This is a genomic window from Nocardia sp. NPDC004711 (assembly GCF_053601595.1).
In genome coordinates, this window is record NZ_JBSGCB010000062.1 from 1 (window position 1) to 16636 (window position 16636).

16 protein-coding genes are annotated in these 16636 nt (G+C 65.9%); all 16 read right to left on the reverse strand.

Features of this window, described 5'->3' with window-relative positions:
* Positions 1 to 488: hypothetical protein (locus tag ACWEKS_RS40520; protein WP_452345022.1), on the reverse strand; the 488-nt coding region annotated here is incomplete at its 3' end.
* Positions 489 to 961: 473 nt separating this feature from the next.
* The gene (locus ACWEKS_RS40525; protein ID WP_452345023.1) at positions 962 to 1192 is read right to left on the reverse strand and encodes a recombinase family protein; all 231 of its coding nucleotides are present in this window, start codon (positions 1190 to 1192) and stop codon (positions 962 to 964) included.
* Between the two features lie 87 nt (positions 1193 to 1279).
* Positions 1280 to 3931, reverse strand: coding sequence for an FUSC family protein (locus ACWEKS_RS40530; protein ID WP_452345024.1), 2652 nt, complete (start codon positions 3929 to 3931; stop codon positions 1280 to 1282).
* 67 nt (positions 3932 to 3998) lie between these two features.
* Positions 3999 to 4763 carry a glycerophosphodiester phosphodiesterase gene (locus ACWEKS_RS40535; protein ID WP_452345025.1) on the reverse strand — a complete coding sequence of 255 codons (765 nt, stop codon included), beginning with the start codon at positions 4761 to 4763 and terminating at the stop codon, positions 3999 to 4001.
* Between the two features lie 316 nt (positions 4764 to 5079).
* Entirely contained in the window at positions 5080 to 6033 is a 954-nt protein-coding gene (locus tag ACWEKS_RS40540; protein ID WP_452345026.1) for an inositol monophosphatase family protein, read from the reverse strand.
* Positions 6034 to 6145: 112 nt separating this feature from the next.
* Entirely contained in the window at positions 6146 to 6871 is a 726-nt protein-coding gene (locus ACWEKS_RS40545) for a phosphonate C-P lyase system protein PhnL (RefSeq protein ID WP_452345027.1), read from the reverse strand.
* A gap of 1 nt (position 6872) precedes the next feature.
* Positions 6873 to 8675: an alpha-D-ribose 1-methylphosphonate 5-phosphate C-P-lyase PhnJ gene (locus ACWEKS_RS40550; protein ID WP_452345028.1), complete on the reverse strand. Its 1803-nt coding sequence runs from the start codon at positions 8673 to 8675 to the stop codon at positions 6873 to 6875.
* The gene (locus ACWEKS_RS40555) at positions 8672 to 9799 is read right to left on the reverse strand and encodes a carbon-phosphorus lyase complex subunit PhnI (RefSeq protein WP_452345029.1); all 1128 of its coding nucleotides are present in this window, start codon (positions 9797 to 9799) and stop codon (positions 8672 to 8674) included. The genes ACWEKS_RS40550 and ACWEKS_RS40555 overlap by 4 nt, the downstream gene beginning before the upstream one ends.
* Position 9800: 1 nt before the next feature.
* On the reverse strand, positions 9801 to 10433 hold the full coding sequence (locus ACWEKS_RS40560; protein ID WP_452345030.1) for a phosphonate C-P lyase system protein PhnH: 633 nt from the start codon (positions 10431 to 10433) through the stop codon (positions 9801 to 9803).
* The gene (gene phnG / locus ACWEKS_RS40565) at positions 10430 to 10912 is read right to left on the reverse strand and encodes a phosphonate C-P lyase system protein PhnG (protein WP_452345031.1); all 483 of its coding nucleotides are present in this window, start codon (positions 10910 to 10912) and stop codon (positions 10430 to 10432) included. Before phnG ends, ACWEKS_RS40560 begins: the two co-directional genes overlap by 4 nt.
* Positions 10913 to 11089: 177 nt before the next feature.
* A complete protein-coding gene (locus ACWEKS_RS40570; RefSeq protein ID WP_452345032.1) occupies positions 11090 to 11929 on the reverse strand; it encodes an alpha/beta fold hydrolase in 840 nt (279 codons plus the stop codon).
* A 95-nt stretch (positions 11930 to 12024) separates the two neighbouring features.
* Entirely contained in the window at positions 12025 to 13344 is a 1320-nt protein-coding gene (locus ACWEKS_RS40575; RefSeq protein WP_452345033.1) for an alpha-D-ribose 1-methylphosphonate 5-triphosphate diphosphatase, read from the reverse strand.
* Positions 13341 to 13484, reverse strand: a complete 144-nt coding sequence (locus tag ACWEKS_RS40580) for a hypothetical protein (protein ID WP_452345034.1) — start codon at positions 13482 to 13484, stop codon at positions 13341 to 13343. The genes ACWEKS_RS40575 and ACWEKS_RS40580 overlap by 4 nt, the downstream gene beginning before the upstream one ends.
* A complete protein-coding gene (locus ACWEKS_RS40585; RefSeq protein WP_452345035.1) occupies positions 13465 to 14211 on the reverse strand; it encodes a GntR family transcriptional regulator in 747 nt (248 codons plus the stop codon). Before ACWEKS_RS40585 ends, ACWEKS_RS40580 begins: the two co-directional genes overlap by 20 nt.
* Before the next feature lie 41 nt (positions 14212 to 14252).
* A complete protein-coding gene (locus ACWEKS_RS40590; protein WP_452345036.1) occupies positions 14253 to 15329 on the reverse strand; it encodes an ABC transporter ATP-binding protein in 1077 nt (358 codons plus the stop codon).
* A gap of 2 nt (positions 15330 to 15331) precedes the next feature.
* A complete protein-coding gene (locus ACWEKS_RS40595) occupies positions 15332 to 16627 on the reverse strand; it encodes an extracellular solute-binding protein (RefSeq protein ID WP_452345037.1) in 1296 nt (431 codons plus the stop codon).
* Positions 16628 to 16636: the final 9 nt, after the last annotated feature.

Genomic DNA, 16636 nt, shown 5'->3' on the forward strand with positions numbered 1-16636 from the left:
CCGAGCACGCAGCCGACCGCACCACCGGCGATGCCACCGACGAAGGTGCCGATCGTGGCACCGGTGCTGACGGTGGAGGCCATACGGTTCCAGGCCGCCTGCTCACGGTCATAGGGGGTCTTCCAGGGCGCGGTGTCCTCATACGGCAACGCCACCGGCTTGTATTGCGCGTGCGCCACATCGAACTGCGGGGTCAGCGTCGCGGTACGGTCATGGATCTCCGCGGCGATCGGGAACACGAAATCGTCGACACGGAACGACAACTGCGTGCCCGCGACCACCGTCCCATCGGCTGCCTCGATCTTGAACACACCGTCGTCGTTCACCAGCGAACCGGCATCGGTCGTGATGATCGTCGAGGTCGGTGTCCTGGCGGCCGTATAGTTCACCACCCCGTTCTCGGGGGCGGGAGCGGGGTCGGCTGTCGCCACGCCGGCGGGCACCAAGGCCACGGTAGACAGGGCCGCGCAGAGCAGAGTTTTCCTCATCATTGTTTCGACTTTCTTCCATGCTCCACTCATGGGAGCTTCTGTTATTTTTTTCTGGCATGAGCGAACAAACGTCGAAATTGGCTGTCGACGCTTCGCGCAAAGTTGACTTGTCGGGATCCGGGGGTTTGGTCGAGGGTTATCGGTGGCGGTCTTGCGGTGGGAGCCGCAATGAGTAACCGATTGGTCCGCGAATATCGAGAATTCTTATTTCCGGTGGCCTGGTGGATTGAACTGGACACTTAGCGGTGTACGTGGGGTAGTTGTTGCCGGTGCTCGATGAGTGAGGTGCGTGTGTCACATGTGGCACGTGCTTGAGCTCGGTGTTTTCAGTGTTGTAGGTGTTCGACCGCTCTGCGGGCCCTGGCCGCCGCAGGTGGGCGATCTGTCCTGCGAGGCCGCGATAGATGCGGAGGAAGTTCATCGCCTTCCTCACCCGGCGAGCGGTAGCGGTGAGGGTCCCTGAGGATTCGCTACCCGGCAAGCAGGAAGGCGATGCGGCCCACGTCCTCGTCCGCGGTGTTGATCAGCAGGGGGTCGGCCAGCGACCGCACGTCGATTCCCTTTTCTTCGACGTCGTGGACGAGGTTGAGCACTGCGCGCAGATTCCGGCCGAACCGTTCGAGGGTGTAGACCACGATCGTGCCGGACGGCGTTGCAGAGGAGGTGATGTGGCGCTTGGAGTTCGTTCTTATCCGAACCAACCTGGATACTTCCACTGAGGCTCGCGATGGCGGACGTGTTGCGGATCAACGGCATTACTGGTGATGTGCATGTATTTGGCAGCTGCACTATTCGGTTCGGTGTGGCGGTTGCTGGCAGGTGTCATCAGGGTCCTGGGTGTGGCCGGAGATCATCATGTCGGTGTGCGGTGCCGGTACGTCGGCACCGTTTACCTCAGCATCGGTCCGAGTTCCTGCCACGCGCCGCGCTTGCAGAGCGGTCGGTGTCCAGCGGCGGTGAGCCTGTATCAGTGACCAGTTACTCGGGGCGTGGCGACTGGTGGTGGCCCAGGTGTTCGAGCAGCAGTTCGGTGGCGATGGCGACTCGCAGGGCTCCGGGCGGCAACTGACGTCAGTTCCAGAGTCGTCGGTCCTGGCGTAGCCCGAGCGGTGGGCGAGCGAGAGTACGCTGGCTTCGATCCGTCGCAGGTGCCGCAGCGCTTGAGCGTCGGGCTCTGTCTCGAGATCCGGGGGTCGGGTGATCGGGCGAATCGTGGTCGCCACCGGGTCGGGTGCAGAGGGGCGGGAATGGCCGTCGTTCCTGTTCTGAACGAACTCGGCCAAGGCGGCCAGGTTGTCGTCCAGTTGTTTTCCTACCTCCATCAGTTGGCGGCGTTCAAAGATCTGCGAATTCTGATGCCTGAGTTCGGATGCCGTCGCGAGACTTCGCAGATGATAGGCGCAGGTTTCCAACACCCCCAGGATGTAGCGCACGCGGCTGCGCTGGGTACGCAGCGGGCTGGCTGGGTGGATGAGCGGCTGCACCGCAGTGCGGTATGCGTCTAGAGCGGTATCCAGTTCCCGCGCGGCGTCCAGAGGATTGGCGCTGGGCCCGCCGGTGATGTGTGTGACCACCTCGGTGATCACCTCGCGCATGTGCTCGAGCACGTGCGCCAACTTCTCCTCCGTGCGGCGGCGGGTGTGCGCCGGTAGCACCAGCAGCGCCGCGACCAGGCCAGCGGCGATTCCCAGCGCCGTTTCCTCGATCCGCAGAATGAGCACGGCATCGCTGTAGGTTCCCAGCAGCGCGTACAGCAAGCCGACCATCGAGGTGATCAGCAGCGACATCAGCAGGTAGGACACCGACGCAATGAAGAAAGCGCCGAACATGCAAATGATCATCAGGGCGAAGGTTGCGGTGGTGTGGCCGGCAACCAGCGCAACGAGTGCGGTCCCGGCGGCGACACCGGCCATCGTCCCGAACAGGCGTCGGTAGCCCTTGATCAATACCTCGCCCAGCGACGAGGTGTTGATGAAGACCACCCAGCAGGTGATCATCGCCCAGTACCAGTGATCTGCGGAGACCAGCTCACCGCCGACGATGGCGATCGCCGTTCCGACGGTGACCTGGAACGCCGCCCGAGTTGTCGGCCGCCGGAATCCGGTCGGCTGATCGTTGTCGGCTTCGTCGGCTTGCGTGGCGGCGTCTTCGGCTTCGAGTTCGGCGCGGCAGCTCGCGGTCTGCTCTCCTTCTCCTCCATCGTCTTGGTGGGTTCCCAGGGCGAGTCGCAAGCCCAGCATGGCTCGGGCCAGCTCGCCGAGGGCGCGGTAGACCTCGCGCATGGTGCCGGTGATCTGTGTCGGCAGGTGCTGTTCGTTGCTGTAGCCGAGCAAGCGGTCGCTGATCATCGCGGCGGGTTCCGTGCTGGAAGTCGTTGTTCGGGCGACCAGCAGACGCAGATCGCGCAGTTCGTCAAGCAACTGGGCGACTGCCGGGTCAGCGGGCTCGTCTCGGCCGGCCCTTCCGCCGTATACCGGTGCGGAGCGCAGCGTGCCGGGCAGATGTAGCGCTAGCGTGCTGAAACCGTCGGGCTGCGGGTACAGGGCTCGCAGCAATAAGATGGCTGTTTGTTCAGCAGCGACCTCCGCTTCGGCGATGCGCCGCTGCACCAAGCGGGCGGTGCGCTGATCTTCGATGCCGATCTCCAACCAGGGCTGGATCAACAAAGCAGCCTGGTGCAGCCGTGCTGATCGTCGATGCAACACACATATCGCCCGATCAGCGGCAGGTGAGCTGGGCTGCGCACGAGCCACGTCGATCATTGCGTCGATCATCGCTCCCAACCGGGCGCGGAAGGCGCGTCTGTGCCGCTTTAGGGTGCGCTGCGGTGTGGCACGGACGATGCCGAAACGAACGAGCCCGGAGCAACCGATCGCGAGGACGACCACGACGCAGATGCTGGGTATCTGCGCCAGCGTGGCATGGACGAACTGAGCCATGAAGAAATGCTGAAAAGCGAAGTCGCCCAAGCCGCTGCCGCGCGGTCCGTACCGTCTCACGTACATCGCGGAGAAAATGAACAGCAACAGAACGAGATCCGAGGCAATGCGATAGGGCACCAGTACCGAACCCAGGATCAGCGCCACGACGCTGACCGGCACCCCGACAACGAGAGTCACCGCCTGATCACGCGAGCGCGGGTCGCTGACGGTGAAGCCCGTGACCATCGAACTCCACGCTGCGGCCACCAGAATCGATGCCGGAGGGCCGATTACGGCAAGGACCATCAATGTGAGCAGGACACCGCCGACGGTGGTTGCCGCGCCGCACAGGCGGACAAGACCGGGATCGAAAGCACTGAAGCAATCCCACACCTCATTGCGCATCCATCGCACGTTCGAGCGGCGATAGCCCACGCGGTGCCCGATTTGGCCCGCCACCGTCACGCGGACGCGGCCGGGCGCTTCAAGTCGGTCGCGGTGGGCGCGCGGAATTCGCATCGGGGTGATCGGCCGGGCCCGGCCTGGAATCGAAGGTCGATCGCGCCGTGGAACTGGCTGCGGCGTGTCACTCGCCAACGACCTCACACCGCTCGGGAGCGGTACCTTTGAATACCTCGACGGCAAGTTCGGGCTTGTCAGTGATGACGGCATCGATGCCGAGCACGACAAGCTGTTCGAGGGCGGGCCGATCGGTTGGAGTGCCGAAACTTGACAACGGCGCGGCGACTGCGATCGTCGAAAACCCTTCGGCACGAACATTTTCGAGGATGTTCGGCTCGTAATCCTTCGGTAGCACTCGTATCCATCGTGCGCCGACAGTCTGCGCGGCCGTCATGCTGTCGGCGCCATCAGGAAAAAAGGTCCCGATGCTGGCGTCCGGAGAACGGTCGCGGATCAGCGCCGCGATGGAAGGCGTATACGCCGAAAACAGGCTGCGCTCCAAGGCATCGTGATTTTTGACCGCGCCGACAAATCGATCGATCTCGCGAGCTCCAGCGAACTTTACGTCGACGATAATCGGGGAATTCTCCGTCAACGCGAGGAATTCATCGAATTCGAGTAGATCCGGAAAGATCGCACGAGCATCGGACAGTGAAACCGAATCCACGCGCTCAGGCCTTCCGCACAGGCGGAGAAAATCGTCGTCATGAAAGCAAACGATGTGGCCATCGGCGGTCAGATGGACGTCGGTTTCGAGGATATCGGAACCGACGGACATCGCCAGTTCAAACGACCGCGCGCTGTTCTCGATCGCGAGATCGGGTGCGCCCCGATGCCCGATGACAGCCGGTGCGGCCCGATGCGTGCGAGCTTCCAACCAAAACGACATAAGCTTTTCCCATTCAATAAAGGCTGTAATAGACGTGTAGGCGACGAGCGCCGCTGCACAAATCGGTACTTAATTATTTCGATAGAGGAGCGGGCGCTGGCAACAGCGTTCGGTAGACGATCGACAGGGTCCGGCTTGATTTTTCCGTGCACCCCGCCGGTTGTGCGCCCGAGTACCAGTCGCCGCTGCGACAACATATAAGGAGCACGTCGCGCAGGCTGTCCTGGTGTGTGGCCTGCGCTCGGCGCAGCGACTGGCTTGGACGGCGAGCCGCGCTGGCCCGCCCGGCCCAGCGGTGTCGGCTGCGCCGGGCAATCTAGGCGCGGCGGTCGACCTGGGGTGAGTCAGGTTTCCCGGTGTCGTGATCGCTGTCTCGGCTCGGCGTGCCAGACCGCGTATGTGGCCTCGTCTGGGACCTGGAATGGATCGCTGACGAGGTAGGACTGTTTGACGCGTCGCCCAGGCCGTGTTGGATGCACGCGACAACGCGTTTGGCCAGGGGGGTGTCGGCGGCGAAGATCGCGCTCCAGCGGCGGGTGAGGTCGGTGTCGAATTCGATAGGGCGGTCGTGGAGGTCGTGGAGGGAGCCGATGCCGAGTCGGTGGAGTGTGGCGGCGAAGCCGAGGTCCACGAGGCGGTGGGTGTCGCTGCCGGGGTCGGCGAAGGCGTGGATGGCGCCGTCAGCGACGAGCGCGGTCTCCAGGGTGGTGCAGGACAGGATGCGGACCCGCTTCGCGGCCGAAGCCACCGCCCACCATCCGCGGCCGGCGGGCTTGTCAGTGTGGGGCCGCAGGAGGTCGACGGCCGCGTCTTCGAGCGCCACTTTCCGTTGCGGTGTGAGCGGCTTGTGGTTGGGGCCGTAGGCGCCCTTGTCGGAGGCGTGCCACATGCGTCCGGTGTCGAGCCAGCAGGTAGCGGCCTGTTCGAAACGATCGTCGAGGACGAGGGCAGCGGAGAAACAGGCGACCGGGACTCCAGCGGCGGCGTTGGCGCTGCCATCGAGGGGGTCCATGACGAGGGTGAGTGCGTGCCCGTTGTCGATGTGACCGGCCTCTTCGGACAGCACATTCACGGGATACGGTTCAACGGCGTTGAGGATGGCGGTTTCGACGAGGATGTCAATAGCCATGGTGGGCGTGCCGTCGGCGCCGATGCCGTCGATGGCTTCGAGTTCGTCCCTGGTGTGGGTGGCGTGCGCTGCCTGATATGCAGACCGAGCCGCGTGCACAGCGCTGACCAACACTGGGTGCAGGTTCTCTTCGGGAGTCATGCGAGGGCTCCGAACGTGGGCGTGGGGGCGATGCAAGTTTGCATGGCGACAGGCGGGCCGTCGCATTGGCCGATAGTGGTGTCTATGTAGGCGGCGTGCAGAGAAAGGGGTCTCATTGCGGGGTCTCCGGGTGGTGGATCTGGTGGTGGGATACCTGGCCGTCGGTGAGGGTGACGACGGTGTCGGCGACGCGGTCGATGACCTCGGGGTCGTGGAAGACCGAGACGACGGCGGTGCCGTGGCGGGTGAGGCCTTCGATGCGCTCGAGAACGAGGTCGCGGTTGGCGGGGTCGAGTGCGGAGATGGGCTCGTCGAGCAGCAGCAGCGGTGGCGGGGCGATGGTGCCGGCGGCAATGTTGACCCGTTGCTTTTCGCCGCCGGACAGCAGTGTCGGGTAGACGTGCCACAGACGTTCGCCGAGGTTGAGCTCGCGCAGTGCATCAGTCGCGGCGTCGCGGGCCTGACCGGGGTCCAGGCCGAGCCGGGTGGCGGCTTTGGTGACGAGGTCCAGGACGCTGCGGCGTGGTTCGGAGCGCAGGAATTGTGAGACGTATCCGATGTGGCCCTCGCGAAGGTCGGCGACCCGGCTGGGGTCCAGAGCTGCGATGTCGACCTGGCCGTCGTCGGTATGCAGGGTGATGGAGCCGCTGGTGGGCAGGTAGGTGCGGTAGATGCATTTGAGCAGGGTCGATTTGCCGGAGCCGTTGGTGCCGGCGAGTGCGACATGTTCGCCGCGGCGCACGGTGAGGTCGATGCCACGCAGGCCTTCGATGCGGCGGCCGGTGTGGTGCAAGACGAAGGTCTTGGTGAGGTTGTGGACAGTCAGGAGGTTGGTCATGTCAGCCTCGCGCCGCGGCGACGAGCCGCTGGCTGTAGGGGTGTTGGGGGTCTTCGAGGAGTTGGTCGGTCAGGGTGGATTCCACGATGCGGCCCTGGTGCATGACCAGGGTGCGGCGGCAGAGCAGTTCGACGACGGCGAAGTCGTGCGAGACCACGACCGCGGCGAGGTGCAACTCGTCGATCAAACTGCGGACCAGGTCGAGAACCCCGGCCGCGACGGATGCGTCGAGGCCGGTGGTGGGCTCGTCGAGTAGCAGGATCGACGGGGAGCTGGCGATGGCCTTGGCGATCTGCACGCGTTGGCGCATGCCGCCGGAGAAGGTGTGTACCGGATCATCGATCCTGTTTTCCGGAATCTCCACCCGCGCCAGTAGGTCACGTACTGCGGCGCGCAGTGGGTGATAGGAGCGGGCTCCGGCAGCGGCCAGCGGGACGGCGACGTTGCCCCCGGCGCTGAGCCGCAGGTCCAGTCCGCGCGCCGCGTCCTGGTGTACGAGGGCGAGCTGTCCGATGCGCAGGGCGCGTCGTTGTGCGGGTTCCAGGCGATACAGGTCGGTGAGCGTGTCGGGGGTGCGGAGCAGGACCTGGCCTTGGGTGGGGGGCAGGTCACCGGTGAGGCAGCGCAGCACGCTGGACTTGCCCGACCCCGATTCGCCGACGATGCCGAGAGCTTCACCGGGATTGACCGAGAACGAGATGTCACGCGCGGCGGTGAAGCTCCCGTAGTGGATACGCAGGTCCCGCGCTTGCAGCGCCGCCCCGCCGCTGTTGTGGTGCGGTGTCGTGGTGTGGGCTGGCGTCGGGTGCGGTGTGGCGGGCACCGGGCCAGCAGAGTCGCTTCCTCGCAGGGCGCGACTACCGGGAGTGTTGGGGGGCGGCGCGCAGGTCGAGTGGGTGGCGGGTGTTGCGGGGTGGTGTTCGCGGTGGTGGGCGCACCAGTCGGTGTCGCTGCAGATCCAGCGTCCGCCGGCGCCGGTGGGGTCGGGGACTTCGACGAGGTAGCTGGTGTCGCTGCCGCAGCGGGCGCAGTGTCCGGGCAGGGATTCGACGGTGAAGTCGATGTCGTCGAAGATCAGTGGCCGGACCTTGGTGTGTGCGGGCACGGCGTAGATGCGGCGTTCGCGGCCGGCGCCGAACAGGGTCAGATGGGCGGCGTCGTCGAGTTTGGCCAGGTCCCATTTGGGGATCGGGGACGGGGACATGATGTAGCGGTCGTTGACGACGACGGGATAGCCGCTGGCGCGGGTGGTGGAGCCCGACCGGATGATCTCTTCGTAGATGCTGACCCACATCAGGGCGTAGTCCTGTTCGGCGTGCATCCGCAATGCTTCATCCAGGCGTCGTTCCACGGTGCGCAGGGGCTCGGGGACGGGCACCTGCAGGACGAGGAGCTGTTCGGCGTTCAGCGGCTGTTCGGGGATGCGGTGGCGGCTTTGCAACAAGGTCGCATCGGCGGTGTTGGTGGTGTTTTCGACCCCGGTGGTCTGGGTGATCAGTCGCCGCAGGTTGGCGGCGCTGACGGCGCCGTCGTCGCCTTGGTCGATGACCTTGACGACATCGCTTGCCTCGATGATGCTCAGGCTGATCTGCAGGCCACCGCTGCCCCAGCCACGCGGCACCGGCATCTCGCGTGAGGCGAAGGGAACCTGGTGTCCGGGGGTGGCCACGGCTTTGAGAATCACGCGGCGGATGTCGCGTTTGGTGTCCTCGTCGAGCAGGGCGAAACTGTCGGTCTGCGGTGCGCTGGCCAGCTGTGCGACGGTCGCGACCCGAGCGGGTGTGGTGGTGATGGTGTCGGTCATTGGGCGGCTCCCGGGGCTGGTTTCGTGGTGCGTGCGCGCAGGGCGGCCTTGATGTCGGCTTTGGCGCGGAAGGTGACGTAGTGCGGCAGTTTGAGGTGCTCGATCAGCCCGTTGGCGTCCATGCCGTCGGCCGTGCGCAGGATGCGTTGTTCGAGTCCGGTGCGGCCGCGGTCGCGTTCGACGATGATGTCCAGGCATGCCATCGACATCGCCTTGCGTTCGTTCTGTCCGAACGAGAGCCCGTAGCCGACATCGAAACGGCTGATGTCCTCATCGGCGCGGTCGAGGTCTTCGACGGCTTCGGCTTCGGTGACGCGCACATCGCCCAGCTGCACGTCACCGCCGGTCAACGGGTTGGTGACCCGTACCGGCAAGTAGCCGGTGCGGAGTTCACCGGTGAGCACGCCGTGCTCGTAGGAGCCGGAGTCGAGCAGATCGGTGTACCAGTGCAGCACCAGGGCGGCGGTTTCGCCGCGGGCCAGCAGCGCGAGGCGGGCTGAGCGGTCCTGGTCGAGAGTTTGGGGCCGGCGGGTGATGTCGATCGGGTCCGGATCGCCGGGGGCCGCCCGGGGCACGACCATGTCGTGGGCCTTGAGCAGCTCGTACAACCGGCCGGGACGCGCGGTGTTCTCGGCTGCCACCTCGCTGTGGTCGATAGGGCCGGTTTCCCCGGGGGGCGTGAGGTCGTCGGATTGCTCGGCGAGGCCAGCTGCCGCCGAGGTGGATTCGGGGTGGTCACGCTGCAGTAGCCGCGGCATGTAGTCGCGGGTTCGGCCGAGGATCTGGCGTCCGGGCGGGGTGCGGTAGGCCGGGACGACACGGCGTAGCGGGACAAGCTCGTCGGCATCGACCGGTGCGGTGGTGCTCAGCCGGGGCAGGCTGAGCCGGAAGGACCGCACCAGGGCAGCGGCCTCCCCGCTGTCGCCTTCGGCTTGGCGGAACGCTCGCGCGGCGGTGTCTTCATCCCACAGCCCTCCCTCGGACATGATCTGGTCGACCACGATCCGCAATCGTCCGGTGATCTGGTCCAGCTCCAGTGGACGACTGGGGTCGCTGTGATGGCGGCGGGCGACCAGGGCGGCGGCGGCCTCTACCGCGACGAGCCCGGGTGACGGGTGGGCCATGTCAGTGGTTGTCCTTCCAGGTGATGGTGCTACTGCGCGGAAGTCCCAGAACTCGGCCGTCGCCGTCGAGTAGCCACAGATCGATGCCGGTGGGCGGCTGGCCGCACGCGCGCTGGCGCTCACCGAGAACCATGTCGAGGTCCGTGTCGCCCGGCGCGACCAGGACAGTGATGGTGCCGGCCACGCCGGGCCCGCTGATGTCGAGCCGCAGCGCCGGTGTCTCGGGGTGCTGCTCGGATGCGAGGGACGCGACCTCGACGGCCGCGGACGCACCTGCTTCGGGCCGGGTCGCGGTGCCGCGCGCCAGGCTCGTGAGTTCACCCGTACGGGGTGCTCGGGTGAAGGCGATGAGTTCGGCTGTCTCGGTGTCGGTGAGCCGTGCGCCCGTGCGTTCGACGATCTCGTCGGCGGTGGCCGCGGATAGTCCGACCAATGCGATCGTCGTGTCGCGGGAGGCGAGCGCGAGCGGCACCCAGCAGGCGACCGGAACCGGGTGGTCCAGGAAAGCCGGGGCGGCGAGCAGCTCGATGTGGCCAGGACGCGACAGCGTCGCCAGCAGCGTGCGGAATGTGTGCCCGCTCCATGCTTGCGCGGGTGACTGTCGTGGTGCGGTCGACACGTCGGGGATGCTCATCCGCCCAGCTCCTCGAATTCGACAGCGGTGGCCGCTATCTCGGCCATCTCGGCCAGCCGCTGTGCCCTCAGCAAGGTTTGTGTGGAGGCGCACAACGCCAGAATGTCGGCGCGATGATCGGTCGCTGACTGCAGCGCGGCGTCGCAGACCGCGGCTGCCACGGTGGCTTCGGGGTCGTCACCGAGGCGCATCGCCCACCCCTCGTGCTCGCCCAAGCGCACCCGCGCTTCGGTGACGAGTACATCGCCCAGATAGAAGCGGCGCCGTTCGATCGGCTCGCGTACCTGGAACAGGACGGTGCCCAGCTGGGGACCGCTGCGCAGCTCGACGTCCATGTACTGCAGGCAGTCATCGGCCAGCCGGATAAGTGTGTCGCGGTCGGCGCGGGCGAGCAGGCCGACACGGGCGTCCCGCCCGGGGTCTGCGCTGGACTGTGACGGGGAGGCTGTCCCGTCAGTCGTCGTGGAGTGTTCTGTCATCTGAATTCCTGGATGGTTGTGGATGGCGGCCACGCGGTGCGTGGGCGCCGGTCCGGCCGGTTGGCGGAGGACAGCGAGGCTGGCCTGACGTGGCCCTGGGCGGCATGAGGCTGTCGGGGATGGCGCCGAGGACACCCAACGCTGCTGGTGGCGGGCGCTGGCTGTCGGCTGGGCCGCTCAGCTGCTCAGGAATGATCTGATCGTGGCCAGAGTTTCTTCGGCGGCAGAGTGCTGGATGGAATGCCCGTTGTTCTCGACCACATTCAGCGTCGAGCCCGGGATCAACTCGTGGATTTCGACCGAGCACGACACGGGTGTCACCCAGTCGTCTGCGCCGCACATGATCAGCGTCGGGACGTGTAGCGATGGCAGCTGGTCGCGTACGTCATAGGCCGTTCCCATGTAGTAGCGCCGATGCACTTCTAGATTGCAGGGACTGGTCAAGGCGCTTTTCAGAGCCGCATCGGCCGAGAAGTTCTTCTCGTCGTAAAGGCGGCTGATCGCGAACTTGATCAGCCTCATCTCGGTCTCGCTTTCCATATCCCCGCTCATGTACCGCCGGACCATGTCTCTGGTGGCCATCGGAACGCGATCCGCCCGCTTGTCGAACTCGACGAGCTGCCTTTCTGTGAATTCGTGAGAAGCGGTGGCGCCGATGAGAATCAGTCGCGAGAGGCTGTCTTGATAGCGCAGCGCATGCATCAGGGCTATCTGACCGCCGAAGGACAGCCCGATCACCGTCGCAGGCGACGAGCCGAACAGCGATGCGCGGAAGGCCTCGACGTCGTCGACCAGTTGGTCCACCGTCAGCGGCTCCTTGACCTCGGACTCACCCAGGCCCCGCCGCTCGAACGCGGTGACGCGGTAGTGGTCACCGAGCGGTTCGAACGCGGAAAAGTCGCCGCCGAAACAGGAGGCGCCGCGTCCCCCGTGGATGACGATGATGGGCGGCGCGTCCGGGTTTCCTACTTCCTGATAGGCGTGCGATGCTCCGTTCAGATCTATCGTGCCGCGCATAATTTTCTAGCTCCTCAATAAGCCATTTCTATGAATGTGTGTTGCCGCACCGATCGCTGCGTTGGCGACCACCCCGGTTCACCAGCGCGTGCCGGTCACCGCAGCGGCCTGTGCTGCCAGTCGGCCGCGAGGGACATGTGGGCGGCCGAGGACGGGGCGTGCTCGCGGCGAGTCGGCGGCTGAGGAGCTACAGGCGCAGCGGCTGCGGTGTCGGTCGGGGGTGCATCGTTGTACCGGTTCCATGTGATGACGTCGGAGGCGTCGTCGGCGTCCGCGGCGGCGACCAGTCGTCCGCCGACCAGGGTGTGCGTTACCGCCGGCAGACCGAAACGCAGGCCGACGACGATCAGGTCGGCTGGGGCGCCCTCGGTGATCGTGCCACGGTCATCTGCCCAGACCGTGTGCGCGGGAGTGCGCGACACCAGCGCGACTGCGGCCGGCAGGGTGAGGATGCGTTCGCTGGCCAGGGTGAACGCGGCCGCGAGCAGGCTAGGCGGGTGATAGTCCGAGCACAGGATGTCCACGAGGCCAGCGCCCACCGCGTCGCGTGCGGACACGCTGCCACCGTAGGAGCGGCCGCGAACGACATTCGGAGCGCCCATGCACACCGGCAGGCCGAGTTCCTTCACGCGCCGCGCCGTCGCGAGGTCGATCGGGAATTCGGCCAGGCCGATCCCATGCCGCACGAAGGCATCGACGCGCTCGGGTGAGTCGTCGTCGTGGGAGCAGACCAGCAGACCGCGAGCTCGCGCTGCGGCGACGACGCGTTCGATCGCCGAGTCATGGATCGTTGCGGGCGTGGTGGCCGAGCGGTGGAACGCTGCCTCGATGTCGGCGGGAGCGGCGTCGGGATGTTCTTTGAGGTAGGTGCTGGCAAACCAGTCGAGGTTGCGGTATTTTCCCTGGCCGGGCGAGTGGTCCATCACCGACACGAGCTGGGCCTGTCCGTGGCTCAGGATCGTGTCTTCGATGGCGTCGACCGCGGCGGGCTGGGCTATTTCGCAGCGCAGGTGTATCTCGTGACGCACCCGTGCTGAGGGTCGTAGCTGGGTGATCAGGTCGAACAGGCTCTGCGCTTGGGCGATGCTGCGTGCGCCACCGTCCATATAGACGAGGCTGTGGAAGCCGGTGGTGATGCCGGCTGCGGTGAAGTACCGATCCATTTCGGAGAACGCGAGCGTGGGTGGGAACTCGGCTCGCGGGCGTGGCACGAGTTGTCGTTCGATTCCGTCGGAGTGCAGGTCGACCAGACCGGGCAGGACGTAGCGTCCGCCTGCGTCCAGGGTGATGTCTGCTTGATGGGGCTTCGACGAGATGCCGACGATGCGGCCGTCCTCGATGAGGATCGAGGCGTCGTCGAGGACCTTGTCGGAGGTCACCACTCGCGCGTGGTTGATGGCGCGCCGTTCGGTCATGCCCATGCCCTTCCTTGGTTGCTGTGCAGATGTCGGCTCTCGAGCACGAACACGCGACGGGGCAGCGTGTCGAGCAGGGACTGCTGGTGGAAGGCGGCGACGGTGATCGCATCACGTGGGTCAGTGGCGGTCGCGCTCATCGTTCACCTCCATGAATTCATGAGTCATCGTCAGTGCGTCAGCCACCATGAACGCGTCGTTCCAGCCGGCGGGAGTGCCGTCGGTCAGAGCCAGCAAGGTCGAGTTCTTCATCAGGTAGATCCCGCTGCGCACCGCGAGGTGCTCTGCGACCTCGCCCATTGCCGGCACGACACTCTGAATCAGACGGGCTCGATGCAGCCCGACGTCGTAGCGTTGCGCCAGCAGCGTGCGCAGGGAGTCCGCGGAGCGCACCCGCTCGGCCAGACCGGGGAACAGCGACTCGCGGAAGTATTTCGTCGCGTAGACCAGCGGGACCTCATTCGCGTAGCTGACGCGGTCGAACACGATCAGCGGCTCGCCGATCCGCACGCACATCGCATCGGAGAGCTGCCGGTCGGCGTGTTGATGGGTGATGGTGAGCACTCGATGACACGGTGTCAGTCCCGCTTGCCGTACCGAGGCGCTGAAGCTTCCCGGGTCCTGGGTGTGGTAGTCGATTCGTTGGGGGCGCACGAACGTTCCGCGTCTGGTGACCCGGAACGCGATGCCCTTGCCTTGCAGATGGTTGAGCGCGCGGGCCGCGGTGTGGCGGTTGACGCCGCACTGCCGCCCCAGCGCCTGCTCGGTGGGCAGCAGATCGCCCGGGGAGTATTCGCCCCGTTGGATCGACGCTTCGAGTTCTTCGGCGATTTGCATGTATCGCGGCACTGTTGGTGCTTCGTTCACCGCATTTCCTCCCTCGCCAGCCGGATGTGAGGTCATCGCTGTCACGCTGCCCGCCGGTGTCCGCTTGCCGCGTCGAAGTGGTGCAGATCGCCGGGACGCGCGCACAGGGTCAGTTGCTCGGGTAGCGGCACGTCGGCGGGTACGCGTGCCCGGATCGTCGTACCGCGGCCGGTGTCGACGTGCACAAGGCGTTCGACGCCCAGCAGCTCGCTGAGTACGACGTGCCCGGACACGGCGAGCTCGTCTGCCGAGGGCTCGCCCAGACGCAGCTTTTCCGGGCGCACACCGATCACGACGTCACGACAGCCGTGGCCGTCGCCGTCGATGAGGTTCATATCGCCCAGGAAGCGTGCGACGAACGTTGTCTGTGGGTGACCGAACACCTGTGATGGTGTCCCGTATTGCTCGATGCGGCCATCGCGCATCACGGCAATACGGTCACCGAGGGTGAGCGCTTCGGTTTGGTCGTGAGTGACATAGACCGTGGTCGAACCGAGTGCCCGCTGCACGCGGAGGATCTCGGCGCGCAGCTGCACGCGCAGCTGCGCGTCCAGATTGGACAGCGGCTCGTCCATGAGCAACACCTGCGGGTTGCGTACGATCGCGCGGCCGATACCCACGCGTTGGCGCTGGCCACCGGACAGCTCGTTGGGGCGGCGGTCGAGCAGGTGGTCGATCTCGAGCAGTTTCGCCACCGCGGCAACGCGCACCCGGCGTGCTGATTTCGCCAGCTTCGCCATGCGTAGCGGGAACCCGATGTTCTCGGCCACGGTCTTGTCGGGGTAGAGCGCATAGTCTTGGAAGACCATCCCTACCCCTCGCCGCTGCGGTTCCACCGAGGTCATGTCCTGGCCGGCGATGAAGATCTGGCCACTGGTCGCCCGTTCCAAGCCGGCGATTGTGCGCAGCAGAGTCGTCTTGCCGCAGCCGGAGGGTCCCAGCAGAACGACAAGTTCTCCGGCTGGGCAGTCGAGTTCGACATCGTCGAGCGCCAGCGTCTGGTCGGCGAAGCACTTGCTGATCCGGTGACACCGCACGCCAGGCTCCGGCGGTGTGTCCTCGGTGCCGGGCCGCGAGGTGAGCTGGGGCGGGGTGAGGGTGCTGGTCGTCTCGGTCATGATCACCCCTCGGCCAGAAGTTGATCGGTCTTGGCGGCGGCGTCGGCCAGCGCCTGCTGCGGGGTCTTCTGGCCCGTCATTCCGGCGTTGAGCGCGTTCTGCAGCGTCGTGCTGATCTCCACTACGTGGGAACCGGGATACACCGTCTGCGGGACGAGGCTGGGGATCGCGCCGATGCCAACTTGGCGGTTCGGGTCGGCCATGATCGTCGCGATCTTCGGATCCTGGGTTACGAGCCGGTTCATCGGCAGGTATGCCGCGGCCTCGAGCTGGATCGCGTTGCCCCGAGGGCTCACGATCTCCCGCATCACCGTCCACGCTTTTTTGCGGGCCGCGTCCGATCGGGCGAGCATCACCACGACATTGCCGGCCACGACCGACACTCGGTGGCCGCCGTCGGGCAGAGGGAACGGCGCCACGCGCACCTGAAACTTCGCGGCACTCTCGACAGCGGGGATCACCGAGCCCGACGCGATATACATGCCCACGTCGCCCCTGGTGAACATCGTCTGGCCGTCAGCGAGCGCGACGACCGGCATGAGGTTGGCCGCGACCAGGTCGCGCCACTGCTGCAAGATCGCCACACCCGGTGGTTGATGAAACGTCGCGTGTTTTCCGTCGGCGCTGAGCATCGTGCCCGCGTTGCTGCGCACCAGCGACTCGAAGCCCCACACGCTGTCGAGATCCCAGCCATAGATGACACCCGAGCGCGCCGCACCGCGCTCGACGATCTGTTTCGCGGCCGCCGCGACTTCGGACATGGTGGCAGGTGGGTTGTTGGGGTCCAGCCCCGCCTTCGCGAAAGCATCAGCGTTGTAGTACATGTGCAGCACCACACAGCCCAGCGGCAGCAGATAGGTCTGACCGTCGATGCGGCCCAGATTCACGAACTGCGGGTCGAGTTGGGCGACGTACTCATCGCCGTTGATGAACCCATCCAGAGGCACGACCACGTCTTTGAGGGAAACGACCTCGTTGAGGCCCACGAACGCCAGACTCGGCGGGTTACCGCTGGCGGCCTGGTTCTGCACAGCCGACACGACATCGATGGGCCAGGTGCCGTGCACCTGCTGCTGCACCGTGAGCCCGGTCCGCGTGGTGAAGTCGGCGTCGAAGGTCTGTTTCAGGGGATCGGTGTATTTCCAGTTTCCCGGTATCGCGAACGTCACGGTGTCGTCGCTGCCGTCGTCGCTGCCGCACGCGGCCAGCAGCGCGCCTCCTAGCGCGACCGACACGCCGGCTGCGCCGGTTCTGTAGAACAGTTGACGGCGGGTCAGGGTCTGTCGATGGTCAGCCATGGGTGGGCC